Source organism: Mesorhizobium calcicola (assembly GCF_042682105.1).
GTDB lineage: Bacteria > Pseudomonadota > Alphaproteobacteria > Rhizobiales > Rhizobiaceae > Mesorhizobium > Mesorhizobium calcicola.
In genome coordinates, this window is the sequence record NZ_JBHUGY010000028.1 from 211,401 (window position 1) to 230,841 (window position 19,441).

General features: G+C 62.5%; 17 protein-coding genes and 1 pseudogene. 8 read left to right on the forward strand and 10 right to left on the reverse strand.

The features are described 5' to 3' along the window. Positions 1 to 24 precede the first annotated feature (24 nt). The 3 genes from edd to zwf all read right to left on the reverse strand — a co-directional run bounded on the left by edd (position 25) and on the right by zwf (position 4,087). Complete coding sequence (gene edd / locus ACFSQT_RS19420) at positions 25 to 1,848, reverse strand: phosphogluconate dehydratase (RefSeq protein WP_379021116.1); 1,824 nt, start codon at positions 1,846 to 1,848, stop codon at positions 25 to 27. 71 nt (positions 1,849 to 1,919) lie between these two features. Then, positions 1,920 to 2,636: a 6-phosphogluconolactonase gene (gene pgl, locus ACFSQT_RS19425; protein ID WP_379021118.1), complete on the reverse strand. Its 717-nt coding sequence runs from the start codon at positions 2,634 to 2,636 to the stop codon at positions 1,920 to 1,922. After that, the gene (gene zwf / locus ACFSQT_RS19430; protein WP_379021120.1) at positions 2,618 to 4,087 is read right to left on the reverse strand and encodes a glucose-6-phosphate dehydrogenase; all 1,470 of its coding nucleotides are present in this window, start codon (positions 4,085 to 4,087) and stop codon (positions 2,618 to 2,620) included. Before zwf ends, pgl begins: the two co-directional genes overlap by 19 nt. Before the next feature lie 314 nt (positions 4,088 to 4,401). On the opposite strand from zwf, the gene ACFSQT_RS19435 reads away from it, so the two are divergent. Further along, positions 4,402 to 5,148: an SDR family oxidoreductase gene (locus ACFSQT_RS19435; protein WP_379021122.1), complete on the forward strand. Its 747-nt coding sequence runs from the start codon at positions 4,402 to 4,404 to the stop codon at positions 5,146 to 5,148. A 102-nt stretch (positions 5,149 to 5,250) separates the two neighbouring features. On the opposite strand, the gene ACFSQT_RS19440 is transcribed toward ACFSQT_RS19435, so the two are convergent. The 4 genes and pseudogenes from ACFSQT_RS19440 to ACFSQT_RS19455 all read right to left on the reverse strand — a co-directional run bounded on the left by ACFSQT_RS19440 (position 5,251) and on the right by ACFSQT_RS19455 (position 9,620). Then, a complete protein-coding gene (locus ACFSQT_RS19440; RefSeq protein WP_379021124.1) occupies positions 5,251 to 6,117 on the reverse strand; it encodes an SH3 domain-containing protein in 867 nt (288 codons plus the stop codon). Between the two features lie 314 nt (positions 6,118 to 6,431). After that, positions 6,432 to 7,718, reverse strand: a complete 1,287-nt coding sequence (locus tag ACFSQT_RS19445) for an NAD(P)/FAD-dependent oxidoreductase (RefSeq protein WP_379021126.1) — start codon at positions 7,716 to 7,718, stop codon at positions 6,432 to 6,434. Positions 7,719 to 7,774: 56 nt separating this feature from the next. Then, positions 7,775 to 8,139, reverse strand: a pseudogene (locus tag ACFSQT_RS19450) (four helix bundle protein). 44 nt (positions 8,140 to 8,183) lie between these two features. Continuing rightward, on the reverse strand, positions 8,184 to 9,620 hold the full coding sequence (locus ACFSQT_RS19455) for a glutamine synthetase family protein (RefSeq protein ID WP_379021128.1): 1,437 nt from the start codon (positions 9,618 to 9,620) through the stop codon (positions 8,184 to 8,186). A 153-nt stretch (positions 9,621 to 9,773) separates the two neighbouring features. On the opposite strand from ACFSQT_RS19455, the gene ACFSQT_RS19460 reads away from it, so the two are divergent. Then, positions 9,774 to 10,490 (forward strand): HAD family hydrolase, encoded by a 717-nt coding sequence (locus ACFSQT_RS19460; protein WP_379021130.1) that lies wholly within the window; start codon positions 9,774 to 9,776, stop codon positions 10,488 to 10,490. Positions 10,491 to 10,584: 94 nt separating this feature from the next. Here ACFSQT_RS19460 and ACFSQT_RS19465 read toward each other — a convergent pair whose 3' ends face one another. From ACFSQT_RS19465 to aceA, 3 genes are all read right to left on the reverse strand, one after another. Beyond that, complete coding sequence (locus ACFSQT_RS19465) at positions 10,585 to 11,037, reverse strand: response regulator (protein WP_379021196.1); 453 nt, start codon at positions 11,035 to 11,037, stop codon at positions 10,585 to 10,587. Positions 11,038 to 11,265: 228 nt separating this feature from the next. Further along, on the reverse strand, positions 11,266 to 11,508 hold the full coding sequence (locus ACFSQT_RS19470) for an SMc00767 family acetate metabolism repressor (RefSeq protein WP_379021132.1): 243 nt from the start codon (positions 11,506 to 11,508) through the stop codon (positions 11,266 to 11,268). 58 nt (positions 11,509 to 11,566) lie between these two features. Continuing rightward, positions 11,567 to 12,856 carry an isocitrate lyase gene (gene aceA, locus ACFSQT_RS19475; RefSeq protein WP_379021134.1) on the reverse strand — a complete coding sequence of 430 codons (1,290 nt, stop codon included), beginning with the start codon at positions 12,854 to 12,856 and terminating at the stop codon, positions 11,567 to 11,569. A gap of 239 nt (positions 12,857 to 13,095) precedes the next feature. Between aceA and ACFSQT_RS19480 the strand changes: the two genes are divergently transcribed. The 6 genes from ACFSQT_RS19480 (at position 13,096) to ACFSQT_RS19505 (ending at position 19,435) form a co-directional block, all read left to right on the forward strand. After that, a complete protein-coding gene (locus ACFSQT_RS19480; RefSeq protein WP_379021136.1) occupies positions 13,096 to 14,508 on the forward strand; it encodes a helix-turn-helix domain-containing protein in 1,413 nt (470 codons plus the stop codon). A 147-nt stretch (positions 14,509 to 14,655) separates the two neighbouring features. Next, the gene (locus ACFSQT_RS19485; RefSeq protein WP_379021200.1) at positions 14,656 to 14,862 is read left to right on the forward strand and encodes a hypothetical protein; all 207 of its coding nucleotides are present in this window, start codon (positions 14,656 to 14,658) and stop codon (positions 14,860 to 14,862) included. 23 nt (positions 14,863 to 14,885) lie between these two features. Next, positions 14,886 to 15,557, forward strand: coding sequence for a DUF2167 domain-containing protein (locus ACFSQT_RS19490; RefSeq protein WP_379021198.1), 672 nt, complete (start codon positions 14,886 to 14,888; stop codon positions 15,555 to 15,557). A 273-nt stretch (positions 15,558 to 15,830) separates the two neighbouring features. Further along, positions 15,831 to 16,766 carry a DMT family transporter gene (locus tag ACFSQT_RS19495; protein WP_379021138.1) on the forward strand — a complete coding sequence of 312 codons (936 nt, stop codon included), beginning with the start codon at positions 15,831 to 15,833 and terminating at the stop codon, positions 16,764 to 16,766. Between the two features lie 350 nt (positions 16,767 to 17,116). Beyond that, positions 17,117 to 18,214, forward strand: a complete 1,098-nt coding sequence (locus ACFSQT_RS19500; protein WP_379021140.1) for a polyamine ABC transporter substrate-binding protein — start codon at positions 17,117 to 17,119, stop codon at positions 18,212 to 18,214. 81 nt (positions 18,215 to 18,295) lie between these two features. Continuing rightward, entirely contained in the window at positions 18,296 to 19,435 is a 1,140-nt protein-coding gene (locus tag ACFSQT_RS19505) for an ABC transporter ATP-binding protein (RefSeq protein WP_379021142.1), read from the forward strand. The last annotated feature ends 6 nt before the right edge of the window (positions 19,436 to 19,441 follow it).

The window sequence follows — 19,441 nt, forward strand, 5'->3', positions numbered from 1 at the left end:
CCTTTCCAGTTTAGAGCGATACCGTCACGCCGTGCCGAAGGCGCTGGCGCCATGGTCGGCGCGGCCGACCAATTGCCGGAAGCCGGCGAATAGCTCGCGGCCGAAACCGAACTCATTGCCGATGAGGTCGGCGTCGGCCGTCCGGCGCAGTGCAAACTCGCCGGCAGGCACCAGCACTTCGAGCGTTCCGGCGTCGGCGTCGAGCCGGATGATGTCGCCGTCATGGATTCTGGCGATAGGTCCATCCTCGACCGCTTCCGGCGTGACATGGATCGCCGCCGGCACCTTGCCGGAGGCACCCGACATGCGCCCGTCGGTGACCAGTGCCACGCGCTGGCCGCGGTCCTGCAGGATGCCGAGCACGGTGGTCAGCTTGTGCAGCTCCGGCATGCCGTTGGCCTTCGGGCCCTGGAAGCGGATGACAGCGATGAAGTCGCCGGTCAGCGTGCCTGCCTTGAATGCGTCGTTCAGGCCTTGCTGGCTGTCGAAGACCTTGGCCGGCGCCTCGATGATGCGTCGCTCCGGCTTGACCGCCGAGGTCTTGATGACGGCATGGCCGAGATTGCCCGATAGCACCTTCAGACCGCCGGTTGCCTGGAACGCCTTTTTGAACGGCGCCAGCACCTTCTCGTCGCCGCTTTCGCGCGGCGAGGCCTCGCGCACCACGCCGCCGCCGGCGCCGAGCTTTGCCTCGACCGCATAGGGCCGCAGGCCTTCGCCCCACACTGTCTGCACATCCTCGTGCAGGATGCCTTCGTCGAGCAGTTCGCGGATCAGGAAGCCGAGCCCGCCGGCCGCGTGGAAATGGTTCACGTCGGCAAGGCCATTCGGATAGACCCGCGCCAGCAGCGGCACCGCTTCCGAAAGGTCGGAAATGTCCTGCCAGGTGATGGCGATACCGGCCGCCGCCGCCATGGCGATCAGGTGGATGGTGTGATTGGTCGAGCCGCCGGTGGCATGCAGGCCGACGACACCGTTGACGATCGAACGTTCGTCGATCATCCGCCCGACCGGCGTATAGGCATTGCCGAGCGCGGTGATCGCCAGCGCCCGCTTCGCCGCCTCGCGGGTCAAGGCCTCACGCAGCGGCGTGCCGGGGTTGACGAACGAGGCGCCGGGCGTGTGCAGGCCCATGATCTCCATCAGCATCTGGTTGGAGTTCGCCGTGCCGTAGAAGGTGCAGGTCCCCGGCCCGTGATAGGACTTGGACTCGGCCTCCAGCAGTTCGGCTCGTCCGGCCTTGCCCTCGGCATAGAGCTGGCGGACCTTGGCCTTGTCGTCATTGGGCAGGCCGGTGGTCATCGGCCCGGCCGGGATGAACACCGCCGGCAGATGGCCGAAGGTGAGTGCGGCGATCACCAGCCCCGGCACGATCTTGTCGCAGACGCCGAGATAGACGGCGGCGTCGAACATGTTGTGCGACAGGCCGATCGCGGCGGCCATGGCGATCACGTCGCGCGAAAACAGCGACAGCTCCATGCCTGGCTGGCCCTGCGTGACGCCATCGCACATCGCCGGCACGCCGCCGGCCACCTGGGCGATGCCTCCGGCCTCGCGCGCCGCGTCCTTGATCAGTGCCGGAAAGGTCTCGAACGGCTGATGCGCCGACAGCATGTCGTTGTAGGAGGTGATGATGCCGAGGTTCGGCACCTTGTCGGCGCCCAGTGCCAGCTTTTCCGAGGGGCTGCACACCGCAAAGCCGTGTGCGAGGTTGCCGCACGACAGCACGGCCCGGTTGGCGGTGCGGTTCGACGCCTCGGCGATGCGGCCGAGATAGCGTTCGCGGCTCGGTCTGGAGCGCTGGCGGATGCGCTCGGTGATGGCTTCGATGTCGCGTCTGGCGGTCATGGTGTCGGTCCTTTCAGGCGAGGTCCCGGAACACAGTCCGGCTGTCTGCCGGGACCCTCAGCAAGTTGCAATCAGGGCGCCCAGAAAACCTCTACGGGCTTCAGTGCAGCGTCGAGCACGGCGCGGATTGGCTTTCGCGGTCCAGGTGCAACCGCGCTGTCGAAGGCGGTGCGCTTGTCCTCGCCTTCGATGTGCAGCGCGATGAAGCCGGCATCGACGATACGCGCCAGCGACAGGGTCAGCCGCGGCTCGCCGGCGCTGGCCGCGTGAACCGGCAGCACGATCCTGTCGGAGGACGGGTCGAGCAGTGTTGCCAGGTCGTCGGCATCGGGAAAGAACGAGGCGGTGTGGCCGTCCGGCCCCATGCCGAGCACGACGACATCGAGCGGCCAGGGCAATGACCGGAGCGCCGCATCGTCGGACGCCGCCGCATCGCGGATGTCGATGGCCTCGTGATAGAGCGGCACGAACTGTGCCGCCTTGGCCGCGTTCTGCAAGAGATTGGCGGCCACCAGCCCGGCGTTTGACCGCGGCGAGGAGGCCGGCACGAAGCGCTCGTCGACCAGCGTCACAATGACCTTGTCCCAGGCGATGGGTATCGCCGAAAGGGCGGCGAAGAATTTTGCCGGCGTGGTGCCGCCGGAGACGGCAAGCAACCCTGTGCCGCGCTCGGCGATTGCCTTGGTCAGGCGGCCGGCGACATGACCGGCAAGCGCCACCGCCAGTTCCTGGCGCCCGGCGAAGCCGTTCCAGTTGTAGGCGGTGCTGTTCAATTGCTCTCGTGCCATGTCCGCCCGTCACGTTCGATCAGCGCTATCGAGGCCGAGGGGCCCCAGGTGCCCGCTGTATAGCCTTGCGCCTCCTGTCTGGCGCTTTCCCAGGCGTTCTGGATCGGGTCGATCCACTTCCACGCCGCCTCGACTTCGTCGCGGCGCATGAACAGGGTCTGGTTGCCGCGAATGACATCCATGATCAGCCGCTCATAGGCGTCAGGCGCGCGGCCGTCGAAGGATTGCGCGAAACTCATGTCGAGCGGAATCTGGCGCAGCCGCATGCCGCCCGGACCGGGATCCTTGATCATGATGAACTGCTTGACGCCTTCGTCCGGCTGCAGCCGGATGACCAGCTGGTTGGCGAAGATCGGTCCGGCGCTGTCGCCGAAGATCGAATGCGGGATCGGCTTGAACTCGATGGCGATTTCCGAAACCCGGGTCGCCAGTCGCTTGCCGGTCCTGAGGTAAAACGGAACGCCCGACCAGCGCCAGTTGCCGATCTCGGCCTTGATGGCGACGAAGGTCTCGGTGTTGCTGTCGTGGGCAAGCTCCTCGACATAGCCCTTCACCGGCCCACCGGCGGAAGCTCCGGCGCGATACTGGCCGCGTACGGTGTGTTTCGGCGCTTCGTTGCCGTTGATGCGCTTCAGCGCGCGCAGCACCTTCAGCTTCTCGTCGCGCACGGCGTCGGCGTCCATCGACGACGGCGCCTCCATGGCGACCAGGCACAACAGCTGCAGTATGTGGTTCTGCACCATGTCGCGCAGCGCGCCGGCTTTGTCGTAGTAGGTGACGCGGTCTTCCAGGCCGACGGTCTCGGCCACGGTGATCTGCACGTGGTCGATATGGGCGGAATTCCACAGCGGTTCGTAGAGCGCGTTGGCGAAGCGCAGCGCCATCAGGTTCTGTACCGTCTCCTTGCCGAGATAATGGTCGATGCGGAAGACCTGGCTTTCGTGGAAATCATCGCCGACCAGATCGTTGAGCGTCCGCGCCGAGGCGAGGTCGCGGCCGATCGGCTTCTCCAGCACGATGCGCGAATTCGGCGTGATCAGCTTGTGCTCTTTGAGCTTGTGCGAAATATCGCCGAACAGCGCCGGCGCCACGGCCAGGTAGAAGGCGCGGATGCGGTCGCTGTCGCCGATCGCCTTTTTCAGCTTGTCGAAGCCGGCGCCGGTCGTCGCATCGGCCGAAACGTAGGAAAGGCGGGCAAGGAAGGTCTTCAACTCCTTGGCGTCGATATCGGCTGCCTTGACGTGGTCCGAGATCGCCTGCTTGGCGAAGGCCTGAAATTCCTCGTCGGTCATCTTCGAGCGCGACGTGCCGATGATGCGGGTCGGCTCGGAGAATTGGTGATCACGCTGGCGATGGTAGAGCGACGGCAGAAGCTTGCGTTCCGACAGATCGCCGGTGCCGCCGAAAATGATGAAGTCGAAAGGGTCGACGGGGATGATCTGGCTGGTCATGGTCTGTCCGCTCTGACGCCGGTCGCGAGTACGCGGCTGATATAATCTAATCGATTTAAATTTTCCAGTGCCATGGTGTCACATCTGAGTGTTGCTCCTGCCTCTTGACAGTCCGATACCCTGGAGGCTTGTCGACAGGCGCGGCTCCGGAAGCCTTCGCAGTTGCAGCATAGAGCGGGATCGAAGCGAAAGCCAAAGGAGAAATCGGCGATGGCCGCACATCTTTCGACCAACCCGGTCACAAGCCCTGGCCTTGCGCGGATATGCGCCATCGGCGCGCCGGTCGGTCGTCACCAGCAATGAGCGGGAAAAGCATGCGTCTGGAAAACAAGGTTGCCGTCATCACCGGTGCGGCGTCGGGCTTTGGCGAGGGTATGGCCAGGCGCTTCGCGCAGGAGGGCGCCAGGGTCGTCGTCGCCGATCTCAACGCCAAGGGCGCGGAGCGCGTTGCCGGCGAGATCGGCGACGCTGCGATCTGGACCCAGACCGATGTTTCGCTTCGGTCCGAATTCGACGAGATGGTCTATGCCGCGAAAAGCGCCTTCGGCCGCATCGACATCATGGTCAACAATGCCGGTTACACCCATCGCAACGGCGACATGCTCAATATCGACGAGGAAACCTTCGACCTGATCACCGCCGTCAACATGAAGGCGATCTATCACGCCGCCCTCGCCGTGGTGCCGATCATGGATCGGCAAGGCGGCGGCGTCATCCTGACCACGGCTTCCACCGCGGGGTTGCGGCCGCGGCCCGGCCTCACCTGGTACAATGCGTCGAAAGGCTGGGCGATCACCGCCACCAAGTCGATGGCGGTGGAACTGGCGCCGAAGAACATCCGCGTCAACTGCCTCTGCCCGGTCGCCGGCGAGACCGCCATGCTGGAGAAATTCATGGGCGCCGACACACCCGAAATGCGCGAGAAGTTCCGCGCATCGATCCCGCTCGGCCGGCTTTCGACACCACTCGACATCGCCAACGCCGCACTCTGGCTGGCGTCGGACGAAGCCGCCTTCATCACCGGCGTGGCGCTGGAAGTGGACGGCGGGCGCTGCATCTGAAAGCGCCAACGCATGACCCCGAAAATCGGTACCGATTTTCGGGGTCATGCGCAAATCAGAGGGCCCCCACGGTGCAGCCTTTCGGCTGGGTCGTGACAGGCGTCAGGCGCCGGTCTTGAGATAGCTCTTGTAGATCCAGCCGGTCTTGCCGTTGTAGGTGATCTGGCACCACTTCTTGCAACTCATCACTTGCACCGAGGTTTTGGCCGGCACCGTGAGGATAGCGGCCGCATTTTTCTTCGGGCCGCTCCGCATGGTCACGGGCCGCAGAATCCGTCCGGTCCCGGCGGTCGCGACTTTGCGTGGCTTCGTCTTGGCCTGGCTGTCGTCGCCTTCCGCCGCTGCGGGCTGCTCGGGCGGCACTTGCGGCTGCACCGCGGGGATGGCGGCGGTTTGCGCGCTATCGGGATGGCTGCCCGCAGCCGCGGCGGGCGCGGCGACTTTGGCAAGTTCGGTGCTGGCATCGGTATCGGCTGCCGATTGCGCGAATGCTGCCGCGGCTTTGTCCGGCGCTTGTTCAGCCTGGTTCGCCGCCTGGCCGGGAGCAGCCGTACCGGCGGCGGACGCGGCTTTCGTCTGCGAACTGGTCCAGCGCGGATCATTGGCTGGCAGCGCCGGTATGGTGGCTTTCGCGGCCGCCACGGTCGGTGAAATCTTGTCGGACTTGGGCGCCGCCTGCGGCACGGCTGCCGCAGCCACTGCAGCTCCCGCCGGAGCTATTTTCGTCGTCTTTACCGGAATGGTTGGAATGATCTGCTCGGGGCTCGCTGCCGCTTGCCTTTCATTGGCCGGCAATGCCAGCCACAGCGCCACCGCGGCGACGCCAAGCAGTGCGGCGGTGCCGACCGCGGCGATCACCAGATGCGAGTTCGAACGGACTTCCTGCCAGAAGGACGGCCGCATGTCGTATCCGAACTGCATGGCAAAGCGCCGACGTTCCGGAGCACCGAAACTGAAGGGCTCTTTCACTCTTGCCACCTCCATAAGCGGGCCGATGTTCTTTCGATCAAATATCGCAAGTTGCGTGTTCGATCAGCATCGGTCCCAAAATCAACGCGGGCAGGCCCGCAGCAATCCCCGAACAATCGCCCAGAAGCGGCACCTTTCGCCCGCAATTGTGGCATCAGTACGCCAGCATAGCGGATTCTGCGCCTTTGCCGGGAATTCCGCAATGCGTCGCTCAGGCAACAAATATTACATTATGACATTGGAATGACATTGGATCAGAGCGACTAAAGTCGCGTTTGAACGGATTCAGGCGACGCGCTTTTGCGCGACATGCATTAGATCCGATCCCGCAGCGCGAACCAGTTGAGCGCCAGGAACAGCAGCGGCGTGCGGAAGCGCCGGCCGCCGGGGAACGGCGGGATTTTCAGATCCTCGATCAGCTTCAGCCGGTCACGGTTGCCGGCGACGGTTTCGGCATAGAGCTTGCCGAAGAAGTTCGCCAACATGACGCCGTGGCCGGAATAGCCGCCGGCCGAGATCACATTGGGCATCACTTCGCGCACGAACGGCTTTCTCGGCACCGTGATGCCGACATAGCCGCCCCAGCCATGCGTGATTTCGACATCCCTGAGTGCCGGATAGAGGTCCGCGATCTGACGGCGGATGTGGATGTGGATATCCTTCGGATCGTTGACGCCATAGACCTCGCGTCCGCCGAACAGCAGCCTCCCGTCCTTCGATCTGCGGAAATAGCGCACAACGAAGCGGGAATCGTCAACCGACTCGCCGCCCGGCAGCACTTTCGAGTCCGCGCCCAGAGGCACCGTCGCGCCGATGAACGAACCGATCGGCATGATGTGCGCGGCACTCACCGGTTCGAGCGTGCCGCCATAGGCGTTGACCGCGATCAGGCATTTCTGCGCTGTCACTGTGCCTCTCGGTGTCGAAACCTTGACCTTGCCGCCGCTGGAAACGATGCCGTTCGATGGTGTCTCTTCGAACAGCCGCGCGCCGGCTTGCGCCGCCACCCGCGCCGTGCCGATCACAAGCTTCATCGGGTGGATGTGGCCGGTGCCGGTGTCGCGCGTGCCGCCGAAATAGGCGGTCGAGCCCAGCCGCTCCGCCGTCTCCTTCGCATCCATGAAGGAAATATGCGGGTAGGAAAAACGGCTTGCCATGATCTCGGCATGCGCCTTGTAGTCGTCGACATAGCGCGGCTTGTGCGCCACCGAGAGCTGGCCCGGCATATAGTCGATATCGATCTGGTTGGCGGCGGCGAATTCAAGGAGATGGGCTTTCGCCTCTTCGGCAAGATCGAACAGCGCCTTGGCGCGGGAGAAGCCGTACTCCGCTTCCATTTCCTCGACCCAGGCGCGCTGGCCGGTGCCGAGCTGGCCGCCATTGCGCCCGGAGGCACCATCGCCGAAGCGATGCGCTTCGATCAAAACGACGTTGGTGCCTGCCTTGGCCAGTTGCGCAGCCGCCGACAAGCCGGTGAAACCACCGCCGATGATGACCACGTCGCATGTCCGGTCGCCGTCCAGCGCCGGGTATTCAGGCCGTGGTCCGGCGGTGTCTTCATACCAGGAACGGCCGGGAGAGATCGGGGATTGGTAGGGCATGATTCTCAATGGAGTAGGGCAGTAGGGCAGTAGGGCAGTAGGGCAGTAGGTAGGAGCTATTCAGGTGACAATTTGCGGATCAGAAGTCGCAAGAGCGTCCCAACGCTTTCGCTGCGGGTCATCAAAGGTTCGACTGCCTCAAGGGAGGCGATTCCAACGCGCTGCGCAATCAGTAGATGAGTCTCCAGCTCCTTAAGGGATCCTTGCGCGATCCTCAGAAATTGCTGATAGGAAGCTCGGCTCTCTCGACCGTAACCCTCAGCGATGTTGGCGGGCACTGAGGTAGCTGCCCGACGAAGCTGAGTTGTCATTCCGTAGAGTTCTTCTTTCGGCCAGGCTTTGTCGCCTCGTAGATTGATACCGCCAAGTCCATTGCCTGCTGCCAGACGATCAGATCCCTGTACGACTCGATCTTCCCCATCGTCTGTCACCCTACTGCCCTACTGCCTTACTCCCCTATTCCCCTCAAACATTGAGCAACAGATACTCCCGCTCCCACGGACTGATCACTTCCATGAACGTCTCGAACTCCGCCCGCTTGATCGCGGCATAGGTGGCGGCGAAGGATTTGCCCAGGAGCGCGCAGAGCTCCTCATCGCCCTCGAACAGGTCGACGGCTTCCAGCAGGCTGCGCGGCAGGTCGATTTCGGCCGCGTTGGCGGTGGTCAGCACGGGAGGCTCGGCCTTGATCTTGTTGGTGATGCCGATCAGCCCGCAGGCAAGCGATGCCGCCAGCGCCAGATAGGGATTGGCATCGGAGGAGGGGATGCGGTTTTCGACACGCCGTGCCGCCGGGTCCGAGCGCGGCACGCGGAATGCCGTGGTGCGGTTGTCATAGCCCCATTTGTTGTTGACCGGAGCCGACGCCGCCTGCGTCAACCTGCGGTAGGAATTGACATAGGGCGCGAACATCACCAGCGCGTTCGGCACATGCTTCTGCATGCCGCCGATGAAATGGAAGAAGTCCTCGGTTTCCGAGCCGTCCTCCGCCGAAAAAATGTTCTGCCCGGTCTTCTTGTCGATGATCGACTGATGGATGTGCATGGCCGAGCCAGGCTGCCCCTGGATGGGTTTGGCCATGAACGTGGCATAGATCTCATGCTTGAGCGCCGCCTCGCGAATGGTGCGCTTGAACATGAACACCTGGTCGGCAAGCTCGATCGGGTCGCCATGGCGCAGATTGATTTCGAGCTGACCGGCACCCTCCTCATGGATCAGCGTGTCGATCTCCAGGCCTTGACCTTCGGAGAAATGGTAGATGTCGTCGATCAGTTCGTCGAATTCGTTGACGCCGGCGATCGAATAGCCGGCGCCGCCGCCGATCGCGCGCCCAGAACGGCCGACCGGCGGGGTCAGCGGATAGTCCGGATCGGGGTTCTTGCGCACCAGATAGAATTCGATCTCCGGCGCCACCACCGGCTTGAGGCCGCGCCTGTCGTAAGCGGCAAGCACGCGCTTCAAGACGTTGCGCGGCGTGAACTCGACCGAGCGGCCATCCTGATGGACAAGGTCGCAGATGACCGCGGCCGTCGGGTCTTCTTCCCAGGGCACCACCGTCAGCGTCGACAGGTCCGGCATCAGCTTAAGGTCGCCGTCGTCCTCGGGATAATGGAAGCCGTTGCCATCCTCGGGGTAGCCGCCGGAAATCGTCGTCATGAACACGGCCGACGGCAATGCCAGCGAGGTGTTGGAGGTGAATTTCTTCGATGGCATCATCTTGCCGCGTGCGACGCCGGCCTGATCAGGTGTGATGCACTCGATGTCCTCGATGCCGCGCCATTCCAGCCAGGCGCTGACTTCCTTCCAGTTCTTGACGCCACGTCGGTTTTTCACGAAGGCAGGCGTGCGCGCCCGTCCTCCGCGGCTCGACGGACGGACTTCCTTTTTTGCAGGCGGCATCATTCACCAGATTGGGGTTGCGGATTGTCGAGTATAGCTGTGCGCCCCTATGGAAGGGAAGGGGAGCCGCGCCGAGCATTCGCCGATGCGGTTGAAAATCACGCCAATCGGCTTAGTTTCGGCCGTCCCAATCTCAATCGAGAACCGAGAAATTGCATGCGGCACGACAGCAAACTGACGACGATCGGCTTCGATGCCGACGACACGCTCTGGCAGAACGAGCAGTTCTTCCGCATGACGGAGAAGCGCTTCGCGACTATGCTTGCCGATCATGGCGAAGCGGAGCAGATCTCGGCACGATTGCTGGAGGCCGAAAGGCGCAACCTTGCCGTCTATGGTTTCGGCATCAAGGGATTCACGCTGTCGATGATCGAAACGGCGATCGAGGTCACCCAAGGCCGTGTGCCGGCCTCGGTCATATCAGAGATTCTCGACGCCGGCCGTGAAATGCTGAGCCATCCGATCGAGGCCCTGCCGCATGCGCGCGAGACTGTCGAGAAGCTTGCCGGCGCATTCCGCCTTGTGCTGATCACCAAGGGCGACCTCTTCGACCAGGAGCGCAAGCTGGCTGGGTCAGGCCTGGGCGACCTGTTCGACGCCATCGAGATCGTCAGCGACAAGAGTGCCGCCACCTATGCCCGCCTGTTCAGCCGCCACGGCGATGGTCCGGCAAAAAGCATGATGGTCGGCAATTCGCTGAAGTCGGACGTGGTGCCGGCCATCGAGGCCGGCGGTTGGGGTGTCCATGTACCGCATGAACTGACCTGGGTGCTGGAGCATGTCGAAGCTCCGGTAGCCGAGCCACGGTTCCGCCAGATATCCGATCTCGGACAGCTGCCCGGACTGATCGAGAGCATCGGCAATCCGGGCTGATCGCAGGGCTTGCCTATTTGTTTTTGCGCAATTCCCCAGGGAAGCGCTATGCGCTTTTCCCGGGAAGACCGTTGCACACTTTTCTGGAATTGCTCTAGCCGTTGATCAGGCGATCGATCACCGGTTGCAGCCTTTCGGGTGTGATCGGCTTGGCGACCACCGCGTCGATGACGCTCGACAGGCCCAGGCTTTCCGGCGTGCCGTTCTTTGTTGAAAGCAGGATCACTGGCGGCAGCGATGTACCCGAGGTCCGCCGCAACGCGTCGATGCTGGACATCAGATTGTCGCAGTCCTTGTTGTCGGCGCCGCCATCAAGGACAACGGCACCGGGAATGAGCGACCGCAAGATCCTTGCCGCCGTGTCGGGGGATTCCGAGATTGGCTTGAGCCCGGATCGCTCGACGATCTTCGAAATCACCACGCGATTGATTGGCGATCTCCCGACGACAAGCACCTGCGACGGATCACGGATCGTCTCGGCGCTCGATCCGCGGGCAACCAAATTCGGATGTCTTGGAGTCTCGCCTTCGCGATTCACCGGGCACACAAGTCGGCCAAGAAGCTCGCCCCTATTCAATGCAGAGTTGAATCTGGGGAGCAATTGGCGTGAGATCGCCGCCCATGTCAAGTTGAAATAAAAGGCCGCGAAATCATCCCGTGAGCAGTGAATTTCAAGCAACGCTACTGTACTGACCTGTCCACAGGCGAGTTTCATAAAAAGAAAATTCACCTGCGCAGAGACAGCGCAGGTGAAGGGTCGGTTGTACGAATTCGATCAGCCGCGGCTCTGCTGCGTGACGATCACCGGGATCAGCAGATCACCCCAGTTGCCGTCGCCGCCGTGATGCCGTGCCGAGCGCACGAGCTCCACCGAGACGCCTGCCTCGACCGCCTTCATCACCGATTGGTTGAGGCGGTGCAGATCGTTGGCCAGCATGCGGATCGTCGCCTGCTGGTCGACGCTCATCGTCGTGGACTGTTCTTCGGCGCGTTCCTTGACGCGGCTTATCGATGCCATTGGTCTTCTCCTTGTGTCTCAAGCCCTGTTGGGCGTTTCCTCAGTGCTCTTCTGTTCGCTATTCGGCGGCCGGTTTGAATTGCGCGTGCTCGGTCGATTCATGCATGGCGGTGGTCGACGACTGGCCGCCTGTGATCGCCATCGACACGGCGTCGAAATAGCCGGTGCCGACCTCGCGCTGGTGCTTGGTCGCGGTGTAGCCATTGGCCTCCGCCGCGAACTCCGCTTCCTGCAACTCTGAATAGGCCGCCATCTGCCGTGCCTTGTAGCCGCGCGCCAGTTCGAACATGCCATAGTTGAGCTGGTGGAAGCCGGCGAGCGTGATGAACTGGAACTTGTAGCCCATCGCGCCGAGCTCCTTCTGGAACCTGGCGATCGTCGCGTCGTCGAGGTTCTTCTTCCAGTTGAACGATGGCGAGCAATTGTAGGCGAGCAGCTTGTCGGGGTGATGCTTGCGCACGCCCTCGGCGAATTTCCTGGCCTGTGCCAGATCCGGCTTCGAGGTCTCGCACCAGATCAGGTCCGCGTGAGGCGCATAGGCGATGGCGCGGGCGATGCAGGGCTCGATGCCGTTCCTGACGTGATAGAAGCCTTCCACGGTGCGCCCGGCGCCATAGTCGACGAAAGGCTGGTCGCGTTCGTCGATGTCGGAGGTGAGCAGCTTGGCGGCTTCCGCATCGGTGCGCGCGACGACCAGGGTCGGCGTGCCCATCACGTCCGCCGCCAGGCGCGCGGCGTTGAGGTTGCGGATGTGCGCCGCGGTCGGGATCAGCACCTTGCCGCCGAGATGGCCGCACTTCTTTTCCGACGCCAGCTGATCCTCGTAGTGGACGCCGGCGGCGCCCGCCTCGATGAATGCCTTCATGATCTCGAAGGCGTTGAGCGGCCCGCCGAAACCGGCTTCCGCATCGGCGACGATCGGCGCGAACCAGGTCTCCACCGAAAGCCCGTTGCCTTCGGAGGTCTCGATCTGGTCGGCGCGCTGCAGCGTGCGGTTGATGCGCTTGACCAGTTCGGGCGCTGCATTGGCCGGATAAAGCGACTGATCCGGATACATCGCGCCAGCCGTGTTGGCGTCGGCGGCAACCTGCCAGCCCGACAGGTAGATCGCCTTCAGCCCGGCGCGCACCTGCTGCATCGCCTGGTTGCCGGACATGGCGCCGAGGGCGTTGACGAAGTCTTCCTCATGGATGAGCTTCCACAGCCGGTTGGCGCCCATTTCGGCGAGGCTCTGGCGAATCTGCACCGAACCGCGCAGCCGCTTCACATCCTGCGGAGAGTAGGGCCGTTCGATGCCGTCGAAGCGACCTTCCGGCGCCGATGGGACGAGGTTGTAAAAATCAGTCATTGGTCACTCCAAAGGATTGCTGCACCCGTGTCCGGGCACCAATCATCAGCGCGCCGGAATATGACTGAATTTACATTGCAACGCGAAATTGGCCAGGAGAATCAGGAAAACCCGCTGAGAATAAAAGAAAACCTGTGTTGCGTTTGACAGGGGGTCGCTGTAAATTTGTCATGATTGTAAAAGTTGGGGCGAAGCGAGATTGCCGCGAAAGTTGTGTAAATTCTTGTCAAGGACAGTCGATGGTTGACCAGAAGATCTTTGCCGGGCCGCGGATCCGCCGCATCCGCAACGCCAAGGGCCTGACGCAGACGGCGATGGCCGAGGGGCTCGGCATCTCGCCGTCCTATCTCAACCTGATCGAGCGCAACCAGCGGCCGCTGACGGTGCAGCTGATCCTGAAACTGGCCTCCGTCTACAAGGTCGATCCGCACGAACTGCAGGGCGAGGCAAGGGGTTCCGTCGCTGCCTTGAAGGAAGTGTTCACCGACCCTCTGCTGGTCGGCGAGTTGCCGGGAGACCAGGAACTGATCGAGCTTGCCGAGGCCGCGCCCAATGCGTCCGCGGCGGTGATAAAACTGTTCCGCGCCTATCGCGAGCAGGCCGAGCGCCTGTCCGATCTCAACGAGCTCTTGGCGCGCGAAGGTCGGGCGACCGCGCTTTCCGGCGCCCGCCTGCCGATCGACGAGGTGCACGAGATCTTCGAGCGCCGGCCCAACCATTTCGCTGTGCTCGAGGAGGAGGCCGCGGCGTTCACCTCGGTGCTCGATCCCGGCGACGATCTGTTCGGTGCGTTGAAGGCTTGGCTGAAGCGCGAATACGGCATCGTGGTCAAGGTGCTGCCGGTCGCCACCATGCCGAACTGGCGCCGCCGCTATGATCGGCACTCGCAGCGCCTGTTCCTGTCCGAACGCCTGTCGCCGTTCGACCAGCTGCGCGAGGTGGCGATGGAGGCTTGCCTGATCCGTATGACGGTTGCGGTCGCCGGCGAGATCCAGGCGCTCAAATTGACCACGGACGAGGCCCGCCGTCTCGCCCGTTTCGAACTCGGCCGCTATGCGGCGCACGCGCTGATGATGCCCTACCAGGCCTTTCATGCGGCTGCCGTGCGCGCCCGCTATGACATCGACGTTCTGCGCTCGCGCTTCGGCGTCTCCTTCGAACAGGCGGCGAACCGGCTGACCATGCTGCAGCGACAGGGCGCGCTCGGCGTGCCGTTCTTCATGCTGGAGGTCGACAATGCCGGCAACCGCTTCCGCAAGGCCGGCAGTCAGGGCTTTCCGCAAAGCCGCTTCGGCGGCGGCTGTCCAAAGCTGCCCGTGCATGCCGCTTTCACCCAGCCCGGCCAGATCTTCGTCGAGGCGGTGGAAATGCCCGACGGCGCCGAGTTCCTGTGCATCGCCCGCACACTGGAAGGACCGCAGGGCGCCTTCTCGGAGCGTCCGCGCCGCACGGCGCTGCTGCTTGGTTGCGACATCGGCTTTCGCGACGACATCGTCTATGGCGCGGCACTTCCCGGCGCGGCGACGCCGGTCGGACCCGCCTGCCGGCTTTGCGAACGCGTCGGCTGCCTGGCGCGCGCCGAGCCGCCGGTGACGCGTCCGCTCGGCCTCGACGAGATGGTGACCGGCTTGAGTGCCTTCGACTTCCAGTAAGTCACGATTTCTTCGCGGAACAACTACACCATGTGTGTACTTGCGAAAGACGCCTGGCTGTCGATTGCGGCGTAACGGTTACAATATTGCTTGAACATTGGCGACAGGATATCAAAAGGCAGTCACATAAAGATCGGGGGATCATCGATGGGCAAGACAGTTTTTTGGCTAAGTTTGGCACTCGCTTTTTCAGTCGGACCTGCCTCCGCGGAAAAGTCGTCGACTTTCTTCAAGTCCTACCAAAAGTACAACGACGCCGGCAAGGCATTCCTCGACAAGATCGATCCGAAAACCGGCGCGATAGACCTCGCCGAAGGTGTGCGTCTGGACCTCAAGGGCAAGTTCTACTTCTAAACAAGAAGGACACGGTCGCCGTCCTGACCGAGGCCTGGAGCAACCCACCCGATTCCGGTGTCGACTCGCTCGGCATGATCTTTCCCGCGGCATACGATCCCATTGCCGACAACAATTGGGGAATAGAGTTGCGCTGGGAGAAAATAGGCTACGTGGACGATAACGACGCCAAATCCATCGACTACGGCGAATTGCTGCGCAGCATGCAGGCGGACACCTTGTCGGCCAATGACCAGCGAGTGAAGGATGGCTTTCCGCCCGTTACGCTGGTCGGTTGGGCCTCGCCGCCTGTCTACGATGCCGTCAACAAGCGTCTGCACTGGGCCAAGGAGCTGCAGTTCGGCGACGAAGCTGTCCATACGCTCAACTACGATGTGCGTTTTCTCGGCAGAGAGGGCGTTTTCGTGATGAGCTATATCGCTACGGTGGAGCAATTGCCGGAGATAAGGCAAAGCCTGGACGAAGTGCTCGGCCTTGCTACCTTCAATGCCGGCAAGAAGTACGTCGATTTCAGGCCGGGCTTCGACACGGTCGCGGCAGTCGGCATTGGAGGCCTCATAGCTGGCAAGTTGGCGGCAAAGGCTGGCCTGCTGGCGGTAGCGCTCATCGCACTGAAGAAATTCGGACTGATTCTCCTGATTCCGTTGGCCGGCCTTTGGCGGCTCGTTCGAGGCAACAAGAACACTTCCTCCTAGAGCAATTCCAGGAAAAGTGTGAAACGGTTTTCCCGGGAAAAGCGCGTAGCGCTTTCCCTCAGGGAATTGCGTCAAAACAAACAGATAGAGCGGTTCGGCGTTTCCGTGAAACGGTGAGCCGCTCTAGGTGGGGGTCCAGGCGTCTCGCCAGTGCGCCAAAGGGAACGTGCAGCTGGATCACGCCCGATCGCCGCCGATGCATTAGGCGAAAATGGCACGGTTCTGTCGTCCATTGCGCATCGTGCAGCGCCGGAAACGCAGACAGTGGCAGCCATGACCAATATCGCATCGCCAGCCGTTTCGCCGCGCGAGGAACGCGCCGGCATGCTTCTGGTGTTCTTTTCGGCGCTGATGTGGAGTTTCGGCGGCACCATTGCCCGCTTCATCACCGTCGGCGACAGCTGGACGGTTATTTTCTGGCGCTCCGTCTGGGCGGCGGCCTTCCTGATCTGCTTCATGGCCTGGCGCGACGGCTGGCGCGGCATGCTGAAATTGTTCCGCGACATGGGTCTGCCCGGCCTTGCCGTCGGAGCCTGCTTCGCCACCGCATCGACCGCGTTCGTCGTCGCACTTGCCTACACCACCGTCGCCAATATCCTGTTGATGCAGGCGGGTGTGCCGCTTCTGGCGGCACTGTTTGCCTGGGCGTTGTTTCGCGAACGGGTGACTGTCGCGACCTGGCTGGCGATTGCCGCCGTCATCGCCGGCGTCGCCATCATGGTGTCGGAATCCCTTGATGGCGCAGTCTCGCCGATAGGCGACGGGCTGGCGCTCTTGATCGCGCTCATGTTCTCGATCGCCACCGTCATCACCCGGCGGTTTTCCAGCGTGCGCATGACGCCGGCGACCTGCCTCGGCACCATGCTTGCGGCGGGCTTTGCTGCCTCGCAGGCATCGACATTCGCCGTGTCAGCCAGCGACATGGGCTTTCTCTTTGCCTTCGGCGTGGTCAATCTCGGTCTCGGCCTTGTCTTCTTCGCCACCGGCGCGCGGCTGATCCCGGCGGCCGTCGGCGCACTGCTCGGCACGTTCGAACCGATCCTCGGCCCGATATGGGTCTGGCTCGTCCATTCCGAGGTGCCGTCGGGACGCACCATCCTTGGTGGCGCGGTGGTGGTCACGGCCCTGCTCGTCCATATCGGGCTCGAATTCAAGCGCCAGACACGGCCCGAGCGCGCGGGGGTCACCGGGGTGCCGTCGCCTAATTGATGCGGCGTGCAGCTTTGCCATTGACAAATTCGCTGCCGCGCGGGCAGGCTGAGACTACGGCAACAACAAGACAGGCGTATCTTGCCAAGTCTCCCTGCCGGTCAGATCGAGACCGGATCACATCGTCGTATCTCTGCCCGCGCCACGGCGAAAGCCTTTGACGGCATCGGCACGCCACCCGGGCCGCTGCAGAGACACAGAGCCATCACCTGCCGCTCATCGAACCGCCTGCATGGTGTCGGCGGTTCGCGCTTGTCGCTTTCTGGAAAGCTCAATAGTCTGAAACAAATGCCCGGCCGCGCGGGGTTCGCGAAGAGCCGGCGAAGGAACACTCACCAAAGGAGAATAGCATGATCCGCAAAGCGCTCTGGCTTTCGGCGACCTCGGTATTTCTGACGCTTTTTACCGTCGGCGGCCATGCCGAAGACCGCGTCGTCAACGTCTTCAACTGGTCGGATTATATCGACAGTTCGATCATCGACGATTTCACCAAAGAAACCGGCATCAAGGTCGTCTACGACACCTTCGATTCCAACGAAATCCTGGAAACCAAGCTGCTTGCCGGCGGCAGCGGCTATGACGTCGTCGTGCCCAGCGGCAACTTCCTCGCGCGCCAGATCCAGGCCGGCGTGTTCCAGAAGCTCGACAAGTCGAAACTGCCGAACATTGCCAATATGTGGGACACGGTTGCGGAGCGAACCGCCAAATACGACCCCGGCAACGAATACTCGGTCAACTACATGTGGGGCACGGTCGGTATCGGCTACAACATCAAGAAGGTGCAGGCGGCACTCGGCAGTGACAAGATCGACAGCTGGGATGTGTTCTTCAATCCCGACAGTCTGGCCAAGTTGAAGGACTGTGGCGTCTACGTGCTGGATTCACCGGCCGACATCATACCGGCGGCGCTGAAATATCTCGGTCTCGACCCCAACAGCACCTCGCCTGACGATATCGCCAAGGCCGAGGAGACCCTGCTCAAGATCCGGCCTTACATCCGCAAATTCCACTCCTCGGAATACATCAACGCACTCGCCAATGGCGATATCTGCCTGGCCGTCGGCTGGTCGGGTGACGTGTTCCAGGCCCGCAACCGTGCGGTCGAGGCCAAGCAAGGCGTCGAAATCGGCTATTCCGTGCCGAAGGAAGGCGCGCAGATGTGGTTCGATCAGATGGCGATCCCCGCCGATGCGCCGCATGTCGCCGAGGCGCTCGAATTCCTCAACTACATGATGAAGCCGGAAGTGATCGCCAAATCGTCGAACTATGTGCTCTACGCCAACGGCAACAAAGCGTCGCAGCAGTTCGTCGACAAGGCCCTGTTGGATGATCCTTCCGTCTATCCCGATGCCGAGACGATAAAGAAGCTCTACACGGTCACTCCGTATGATCCCAAGACCCAGCGCCTGATCACACGCAGCTGGACCAAGATCGTCACCGGCCAATAAGCAATCCGATACGGTCCCGGCAGCCACCTGCCGGGACCAATCTTTCTGGGGCAAGAAGCAAGAAACAGGACGGAGTGGGACATGAAATCGCTTGGCAGCATCCGCAGGGATTTCGCGCCATGGAACGACCCGAACGCCAAGCCATACATCCAGTTCGACAATGTCACCAAGAAGTTCGGCGACTTCACCGCCGTCAACAATCTGTCGCTGACCATCTTCGAGCGCGAGTTTTTCGCTTTGCTCGGTGCGTCGGGCTGCGGAAAATCGACGCTGCTCAGGATGCTCGCCGGTTTCGAGGAACCGACAGCCGGCCGCATCCTTCTCGACGGTCAGGATCTGCGCGGCATCCCGCCCTATCGGCGGCCGGTCAACATGATGTTCCAGTCCTATGCCCTGTTCCCGCATATGACGGTCGAGAACAACATTGCCTTCGGCCTCAAGCAGGACGGCATGCCGAAGCCCGAGATCGCATCCCGCGTCGCCGAGATGCTGAAGCTGGTCAAGCTCGAACAGTTCGCCAAGCGCAAGCCGCACCAGCTGTCCGGTGGCCAGCGCCAGCGCGTCGCGCTCGCGCGTTCGGTCGCCAAGCGGCCCAAGGTGCTGCTGCTCGACGAACCGCTCGGCGCGCTGGACAAGGAGCTGCGCGAGGAAACACAGTTCGAATTGATGGACCTGCAGCAGGAGCTCGGACTGACCTTCGTCGTCGTCACCCACGACCAGGAAGAGGCGATGACCATGGCCGATCGCATCGCCATCATGGACAAGGGCGAGGTGATGCAGGTGGCGACGCCGGCCGAAGTCTATGAAGCCCCGACATCGCGCTTTGTCGCTCATTTCGTCGGCAACGTGAACATGTTCGAGGGCAAGGTCGCCGAGCGGACCGCAAGCACGACGCGCATCGCGGGTGCGACAGGAGCCCAGATCGTCGTTGACAACGCCGTCGACACGGCCGCAGGCGCCAATATCGTGTTCGCCATCAGGCCGGAGAAGATCAAGATCTCGTCCAAAAAGCCGGCCGATGCTGTGAATGCGCTTGAAGGCGAAGTCTATGACATCGCCTATCTCGGCGACATGACCGTCTATCACGTCAGGCTGGATGACGGACAGATGGTGCGGGCGAGCGCCATGAACGCGGCACGCATCGCCGAGGATCCCTTGACATGGAACGACCGTGCCTGGGTGTCGTTCCGGTCCGACGCCGGCGTCGTGCTGACACGGTAGGGGCGG

Coding starts and splice junctions, on each gene's coding strand:
- edd (WP_379021116.1), bottom strand. CDS start 1,848: ATGACCGCCAGACGCGACATCGAAGCCATCACCGAGCGCATCCGCCAG.
- pgl (WP_379021118.1), bottom strand. CDS start 2,636: ATGGCACGAGAGCAATTGAACAGCACCGCCTACAACTGGAACGGCTTC.
- zwf (WP_379021120.1), bottom strand. CDS start 4,087: ATGACCAGCCAGATCATCCCCGTCGACCCTTTCGACTTCATCATTTTC.
- ACFSQT_RS19435 (WP_379021122.1), top strand. CDS start 4,402: ATGCGTCTGGAAAACAAGGTTGCCGTCATCACCGGTGCGGCGTCGGGC.
- ACFSQT_RS19445 (WP_379021126.1), bottom strand. CDS start 7,718: ATGCCCTACCAATCCCCGATCTCTCCCGGCCGTTCCTGGTATGAAGAC.
- ACFSQT_RS19455 (WP_379021128.1), bottom strand. CDS start 9,620: ATGATGCCGCCTGCAAAAAAGGAAGTCCGTCCGTCGAGCCGCGGAGGA.
- ACFSQT_RS19460 (WP_379021130.1), top strand. CDS start 9,774: ATGCGGCACGACAGCAAACTGACGACGATCGGCTTCGATGCCGACGAC.
- ACFSQT_RS19470 (WP_379021132.1), bottom strand. CDS start 11,508: ATGGCATCGATAAGCCGCGTCAAGGAACGCGCCGAAGAACAGTCCACG.
- aceA (WP_379021134.1), bottom strand. CDS start 12,856: ATGACTGATTTTTACAACCTCGTCCCATCGGCGCCGGAAGGTCGCTTC.
- ACFSQT_RS19480 (WP_379021136.1), top strand. CDS start 13,096: ATGGTTGACCAGAAGATCTTTGCCGGGCCGCGGATCCGCCGCATCCGC.
- ACFSQT_RS19485 (WP_379021200.1), top strand. CDS start 14,656: ATGGGCAAGACAGTTTTTTGGCTAAGTTTGGCACTCGCTTTTTCAGTC.
- ACFSQT_RS19495 (WP_379021138.1), top strand. CDS start 15,831: ATGACCAATATCGCATCGCCAGCCGTTTCGCCGCGCGAGGAACGCGCC.
- ACFSQT_RS19500 (WP_379021140.1), top strand. CDS start 17,117: ATGATCCGCAAAGCGCTCTGGCTTTCGGCGACCTCGGTATTTCTGACG.
- ACFSQT_RS19505 (WP_379021142.1), top strand. CDS start 18,296: ATGAAATCGCTTGGCAGCATCCGCAGGGATTTCGCGCCATGGAACGAC.